6 protein-coding genes are annotated in these 6,706 nt (G+C 58.6%); 5 read left to right on the top strand and 1 reads right to left on the bottom strand.

The genetic code is table 11. The features are described 5' to 3' along the window. Positions 1 to 199: 199 nt before the first annotated feature. Positions 200 to 1,093 carry a helix-turn-helix domain-containing protein gene (locus tag QOL81_RS16535; RefSeq protein WP_060419143.1) on the bottom strand — a complete coding sequence of 298 codons (894 nt, stop codon included), beginning with the start codon at positions 1,091 to 1,093 and terminating at the stop codon, positions 200 to 202. 364 nt (positions 1,094 to 1,457) lie between these two features. Between QOL81_RS16535 and rsxD the strand changes: the two genes are divergently transcribed. The 5 genes from rsxD (at position 1,458) to dtpA (ending at position 6,637) form a co-directional block, all read left to right on the top strand. Beyond that, positions 1,458 to 2,543, top strand: a complete 1,086-nt coding sequence (gene rsxD / locus QOL81_RS16530; RefSeq protein ID WP_283439932.1) for an electron transport complex subunit RsxD — start codon at positions 1,458 to 1,460, stop codon at positions 2,541 to 2,543. 9 nt (positions 2,544 to 2,552) lie between these two features. Beyond that, entirely contained in the window at positions 2,553 to 3,182 is a 630-nt protein-coding gene (gene rsxG / locus QOL81_RS16525) for an electron transport complex subunit RsxG (RefSeq protein WP_033652583.1), read from the top strand. Beyond that, a complete protein-coding gene (locus QOL81_RS16520) occupies positions 3,179 to 3,877 on the top strand; it encodes an electron transport complex subunit E (protein ID WP_038873082.1) in 699 nt (232 codons plus the stop codon). The genes rsxG and QOL81_RS16520 overlap by 4 nt, the downstream gene beginning before the upstream one ends. Further along, positions 3,877 to 4,518: an endonuclease III gene (nth, locus tag QOL81_RS16515; protein ID WP_019455952.1), complete on the top strand. Its 642-nt coding sequence runs from the start codon at positions 3,877 to 3,879 to the stop codon at positions 4,516 to 4,518. Before QOL81_RS16520 ends, nth begins: the two co-directional genes overlap by 1 nt. A gap of 604 nt (positions 4,519 to 5,122) precedes the next feature. After that, positions 5,123 to 6,637, top strand: a complete 1,515-nt coding sequence (gene dtpA / locus QOL81_RS16510; RefSeq protein WP_038873079.1) for a dipeptide/tripeptide permease DtpA — start codon at positions 5,123 to 5,125, stop codon at positions 6,635 to 6,637. Positions 6,638 to 6,706: the final 69 nt, after the last annotated feature.

The following is a 6,706-nucleotide window of genomic DNA, read 5'->3' as shown; positions in this document are numbered from 1 at the left end:
GCCAAGAAAGCGGCGCAGCAGGCGGACGCCCCTGCACCGGCGGAAACGGCACCGGCGACCGCCGAGGAAGATCCGCGCAAGGCGGCGGTGGCAGCGGCTATCGCCCGCGCCAAAGCGAAGAAAGCCGCCAGAGAATCGCTGGCGGCCGCAACGGAAGAAAAATGATCGATAGCGGTGCCGGGCCTACGCCGGGTGCCGTTTAATCGATAGAGATCAGGTAGGTGTAATCCACCTCAATCTGACGCAGTTTAGATTCCGGATTCCACTCTTTGGTTTGAATGATCTCCATTTCCATACTGCCGCGCACCTCATCCTTCAGCCCTGGCATCACATGCGACATCAGGTAACCGAAAAACTGCAGACACTCTTTCGCCGTGCCCTTATGGTTGATGGAGATAAACTCGCGGCTCGGCAAATGGAAGGTGTCTATCTGATGGTTGGAAAGAATATCCTTTTTGTGTTCAGGATCGACCGCCATCACCAGCGTGGATGACAGCTCGTCGCCTTCCCCGGCCTGGGGGGAATAGATGCTGTAAATCCGCCGGCAGTCGACGTGCAGCCCCTTGAAGAAGTCGTTGAAAATCTCGTCCTTCATCGCCATGCAGGAAGAGTACTCCAGCTCCTGCTCGGAGGCGAAATCCAGCCGGCGCGTGAAGCCGACCAGCTGCATCTCGGGCAGCGTCAGGCGCTTCACCTCCGGATAATAACCGGCGCCGTAGCTGGCTTCGAAGTTAAAGCGCGGCATCAGGTTTTTCACGTCCCAGTGCTCCATCGCGCGGTAGCGATTGGGGGTGATGTTGAAGCGCTGCTTGAACATGCGGGTAAAGGTCTGCTGCGAGTCGAAGCCCAGCTCATCGGAAATGTCGATGATCGAGCGACGGGTGATGCGCAGCGCCACCGCGGCGCGCGTCAGGATGCGCGAACGGATATAGGTGGCGAGTTGAATGCCGGTAATACGCTTGAATTTACGCTGCAGATGCCACTTGGAATAGCCCGAAATACGCGCGACTTCATCCAGGTTTGGCCGTTTCTCCAGATGTATCTCCACCCACTCAATTAGCTCTTCAATAAAAAAAATGTCTTCATTTGTCATTATTATGGATTCACTAACTCAATAATGTCGCGATAGTAACCTACACAGATTATGTGAAAGTTGTTATTTTGTGCGAAAACTTGGAGAAAAATCATATCTCATTCATACGGTTACCCGGTTTTTTGCGGTCGCTAGCGGCACAAGTTCCACTGACAATTCCTCACGTTAGCCCATTTTCCGGCCAAAAAAAAATCAAATTGCATTGCCCCGATCGCCGCGAATGCGAAAAGCTGAATACCCCTATTATTAAGGCGTATTACCCTCGCATCGAATCAGGTAGAATGCTCGGCTATCATTTTTGCCGCGCCTTCAGAACGGCGCATCGAAACTGCCGCAGGCGCGGCGCAGAAGGTATCGTTACTCTATGAAGTTCAGGCCGGTATCACCCACAGCCGCCAAAGGCTTACACATCGCCAGCTCGCCTTTCACCCACAACCAGCAAAGCACCAGCCGCATCATGCTGTGGGTCATGTTGGCGTGCATTCCCGGCATCGCGGCACAGATTTGGTTCTTCGGCTACGGCGTATTGATTCAGGTGGCGCTGGCGGCGATCGTCGCGCTGGCGGCGGAAGGCGCGATCCTCAAGCTGCGCAAGCTGCCGGTGCGCAGCCGGCTGGCGGATAACTCCGCCCTGCTCACCGCGCTGCTGCTCGGTATCAGCCTGCCGCCGCTGGCCCCCTGGTGGATGATCGTCATCGGTACTTTCTTCGCCATCATCATCGCCAAGCAGCTGTACGGCGGCCTCGGGCAGAACCCGTTCAACCCGGCAATGGTCGGTTACGTGGTGTTGCTGATCTCCTTCCCGGTACAGATGACCAGCTGGCTGCCGCCGGATGAGCTGCGCGCCACCGCACTCTCGCTCCACGACACGCTGCTGGCCATTTTCAGCGGCCATACCTCGCAAGGCGCGACGCTGCACGAACTGCAGATGGGCGTGGACGGCATCAGCCAGGCCACGCCGCTCGACGGCTTCAAAACCGGCCTGCGCAGCGGCCACAGCGTGGAACAGGTGCTGCAGCAGCCGCTGTTTGGCGGCGCCCTGGCCGGCATCGGCTGGCAGTGGGTCAACCTCGGCTTCTTGGCCGGCGGCCTGTTTATGCTGGCGCGCCGCCTGATCCATTGGCAGATCCCTTTCAGCATGTTGGCCGCCATCGCCTTCTGTTCCGGCCTGGCCTGGTGGATCGATCCGGCGCATCAGGCTTCGCCGCTGATCCACCTGTTCTCCGGCGCCAGCATGCTGGGCGCGTTCTTTATCGCCACCGATCCGGTCAGCGCCTCTACTACGCCGAAGGGCCGTTTGATCTACGGCGCGCTGATCGGCGTGCTGGTGTGGCTGATCCGCGTCTATGGCGGCTACCCTGACGGCGTAGCCTTCGCCGTGCTGCTCGCCAACATCACCGTCCCGTTAATCGACCACTACACGCAGCCGCGCGTGTACGGCCATCGCTAAGGAGCCGCCATGCTGAATTCCATGAGAAAGCACGGCACCACGCTGGCGGTGTTCGCGGCGGTCACCACCGGCCTGACCGCCGTGGTCTACGCCCTGACGAAAACCACCATCGCCCATCAGGCGGCGCTGCAACAAAAAGCGCTGCTCGATCAGGTGGTGCCGCCGGAAAACTACGACAACGTCATGCAGAACGAATGCTTCCTGGTCAGCGACCCGGCGCTGGGCGACGGCGCGCCGCACCGCTTGTACCTGGCGCGCAAAAACGGGCAGCCGACCGCCGCCGCGCTGGAAACCACCGCGCCGGACGGCTACTCCGGCGCCATCAAGCTGCTGGTCGGCGCCGATTTCAACGGCACGGTGCTCGGCACCCGAGTCATTGAGCACCACGAAACCCCGGGGCTGGGGGACAAAATCGAACTGCGCATTTCCGACTGGATTTCCTTCTTCAGCGGCAAGAAAATCGAAGGCCCGGACGATAAGCGCTGGGCGGTGAAGAAAGACGGCGGCATGTTCGACCAGTTCACCGGCGCCACCATCACCCCGCGAGCGGTGGTCAATGCGGTACGCCGCACGGCGTTGTATATGGAAACGCTGCCGCCTAAACTTGAAAGCTTACCTGCGTGTGGAGCCAGCGAATGAGTGAAGCCAAAGAATTGATCGTCCAGGGGCTGTGGAAAAACAACTCCGCCTTGGTGCAGCTGCTGGGCATGTGTCCGCTGCTGGCGGTGACCTCCACCGTCACCAATGCGCTCGGCCTGGGGCTGGCCACCACGCTGGTGCTGACGCTGACCAACGCCTCCATCTCCGCGGTGCGCCGCTGGGTGCCGAGCGAGGTGCGCATTCCTATCTACGTGATGATCATCGCCGCCGTGGTGAGCATCGTGCAGATGCTGATCAACGCCTATGCCTTCGGCCTGTATCAGTCGCTCGGCATCTTTATTCCGTTGATCGTAACCAACTGCATCGTGGTGGGCCGCGCCGAAGCGGTGGCCGCCAAGAAGCCGGTCGGCCTCTCGGCGCTGGACGGCATGGCCATCGGCCTCGGCGCTACCGGCGTGATGGTGACGCTGGGCTCGATGCGCGAACTGTTGGGTAACGGCACACTGTTCGACGGCGCCGATCAGCTGCTGGGCGGCTGGGCCAAGTCGCTGCGCATCGAAGTGGTGCATTTCGACAGCCCCTTCCTGCTGGCGATGCTGCCGCCGGGCGCCTTTATCGGCCTGGGGCTGCTGCTGGCGGTCAAATATCTGATCGACGAAAAAATGAAGGCGCGCAAAGCCCGCGCCGTGGCGGTGGAACCGCTGCTGGAACAAGGACGTGCTGAGAAGGCCTGATGAACAAGCAGAAGCGACTCGAAATTCTGACCCGGCTGCGCGACAACAATCCGCACCCGACCACCGAGCTGGTGTATACCACGCCGTTTGAACTGCTGATTGCGGTGCTGCTGTCTGCACAAGCCACCGACGTGAGCGTCAACAAGGCGACCGCCAAGCTTTATCCGGTCGCCAACACTCCCGCCGCCATGCTGGCGCTGGGGGTTGATGGCGTCAAGGAGTACATCAAGACCATCGGCCTGTTCAACAGCAAGGCCGAAAACGTGATCAAAACCTGCCGCATGCTGCTGGAGCTGCACGGTGGCGAAGTGCCGGAAGACCGTGCCGCGCTGGAAGCGTTGCCCGGCGTCGGCCGCAAGACCGCCAACGTGGTGCTCAACACCGCCTTCGGCTGGGCGACCATCGCCGTCGACACCCATATCTTCCGGGTGTGCAATCGCACCCACTTCGCGCCGGGCAAGAACGTCGATCAGGTGGAAGAGAAGCTGTTGAAGGTGGTGCCCGCCGAATTCAAGGTCGATTGCCACCACTGGCTGATCCTGCACGGCCGCTATACCTGCATCGCGCGCAAACCGCGCTGCGGCTCCTGCATTATCGAAGACCTGTGCGAGTATAAAGAAAAAGTTTATCCGGAATCCTGAGTTTGTGGGGTGCGACAAACCGTACCCCACCGCGTCCTTTCCCCCGCCAACGCCTCTTTTTTATCGGAAATGTGATATCGCGCAGCAGTAACCCCGGCGTTATCGCGGTTTTCAGTGAAAAACTCAGTGCCGTGTTATTTTCAAGCGAAAAATTAGTCGAAAATTGCGGTGAACGTCACGCTTTCGGGATCACAAGACGTTCACAAATGCCAGTCCCGTTTTCCTAAATTTCTATAATTTTACAAACCGCGCCATATACACAACATTCCAACGGATTAATAACCGTACATACACTGATGCGCTAAAAAATAGCAATTCAGCAGAATATATCCCTGTTTAAAATCCGTATAGCTTTTAATCAAAACAAAAAATCGGCAAACCATTAAAACCCGAAAGTTAATACTGCATAACATTTGCAACATCGCGGCATAATCCTGCGGGCGTTAAATGTAACCGAATATGACAAACTGCTTGCCACGTTGACAAAGATAGTGAACATTAACCGCCGTCCCCATCCTATAACAACGCAAAAGGATGCCGTTCCGCATCAACTTTTGTACTTTCCCGTCCTCCAAAGACGGGCTGCGAAAAAACAGAGGTACCAGTGTCAACAGCAAACAACCAACACCCGGAGAGCGTTAGCCTTAACGCGTTCAAACAACCGAAAGCGTTCTATCTGATCTTCTCGATCGAACTGTGGGAGCGTTTCGGCTATTACGGCCTGCAAGGCATCATGGCGGTTTATCTGGTCAAGATGCTCGGCATGAGCGAAGCCGACTCCATCACCCTGTTCTCTTCCTTCAGCGCCTTGGTATACGGCTTCGTCGCCATCGGCGGCTGGCTGGGCGACAAGGTGCTGGGCGCCAAACGCGTGATCGTGCTCGGCGCGCTGGTGCTGGCCGCCGGTTACGCCATGGTGGCCTACTCCGGCCACGACATCTTCTGGGTCTACATGGGTATGGCGACCATCGCCGTGGGCAGCGGCCTGTTCAAGGCCAACCCGTCCTCCCTGCTGTCCACCTGCTATGAGAAAGACGATCCGCGTATCGACGGCGCCTTCACCATGTACTACATGTCGGTGAACATCGGTTCCTTCTTCTCCATGCTGGCGACTCCGTGGCTGGCGGCAAAATACGGCTGGAGCGTGGCGTTCTCCCTGAGCGTGGTCGGCATGCTGATCACCCTGGTCAACTTTATGATGTGCCACAAGTGGGTGAAGGAAAACGGTTCCAAGCCTGACTTCAAGCCGCTGCATCTGCCGAAACTGCTGATGGTGCTGGTCGGCATCGTGGCGCTGATCGCCGTGTCCAGCTGGCTGCTGCACAACCAGGTGATCGCGCGCTGGGCGCTGGCCCTGGTTTCCGCCGGCATCGTATTGGTGTTCGCCAAGGAAACCTTCGCCCTGCACGGCGCCGCACGCCGCAAGATGATCGTCGCCTTCCTGCTGATGCTGGAAGCGGTGGTGTTCTTCGTGCTGTACAGCCAGATGCCAACCTCGCTGAACTTCTTCGCCATCCATAACGTGGAACACAGCATCTTCGGCGTTGCCTTCGAGCCGGAGCAGTATCAGGCGCTGAACCCGTTCTGGATCATGCTCGCCAGCCCGATTCTGGCCGCGCTGTATAACAAAATGGGCGATCGCCTGCCGATGCCGCACAAGTTCGCTTTCGGCATGATCCTGTGTTCCTGCGCCTTCCTGGTGCTGCCATGGGGCGCCAGCTTCGCCAACGAACAGGGCATCGTGTCGGTCAACTGGCTGATCCTGAGCTACGCGCTGCAGAGCATCGGCGAGCTGATGATTTCCGGCCTGGGTCTGGCGATGGTGGCACAGCTGGTGCCGCAGCGTCTGATGGGCTTCATCATGGGCTCCTGGTTCCTGACCACCGCCGCCGCCGCGCTGATCGCCGGTAAGGTTGCCGGTCTGACCGCCGTCCCGAGCGACATCAACGACGCGCACGCTTCGCTGGCCATCTACAGCCATGTGTTTATGCAGATCGGCATCGTCACCGCCGTCATCGCTATCCTGATGATGCTGACCGCGCCGAAGCTGTACCGCATGACGCTGGACACCACCGAAGACGCCAATCAGAAAGCGCAGGAAGCCACCGCGGCTCGCTGATCGCCGGCAGATTGAACGTAAATAAAAACACCGGGGTTAACGCCCCGGTGTTTTTTTATGCCTGCAAGA

This window comes from Serratia sp. CC22-02 (assembly GCF_900182895.1).
Taxonomy (GTDB): Bacteria; Pseudomonadota; Gammaproteobacteria; order Enterobacterales; family Enterobacteriaceae; genus Serratia; species Serratia nevei.
Note: the sequence above shows the minus strand (reverse complement) of the source record. Positions and strands in the feature narration are given on the sequence as shown.

Excerpts from the sequence above, each read along its gene's own strand:
- rsxG (WP_033652583.1), top strand. The coding sequence starts at position 2,553 with ATGCTGAATTCCATGAGAAAGCACGGCACCACGCTGGCGGTGTTCGCG.
- QOL81_RS16535 (WP_060419143.1), bottom strand. The coding sequence starts at position 1,093 with ATGACAAATGAAGACATTTTTTTTATTGAAGAGCTAATTGAGTGGGTG.
- QOL81_RS16520 (WP_038873082.1), top strand. The coding sequence starts at position 3,179 with ATGAGTGAAGCCAAAGAATTGATCGTCCAGGGGCTGTGGAAAAACAAC.
- nth (WP_019455952.1), top strand. The coding sequence starts at position 3,877 with ATGAACAAGCAGAAGCGACTCGAAATTCTGACCCGGCTGCGCGACAAC.
- rsxD (WP_283439932.1), top strand. The coding sequence starts at position 1,458 with ATGAAGTTCAGGCCGGTATCACCCACAGCCGCCAAAGGCTTACACATC.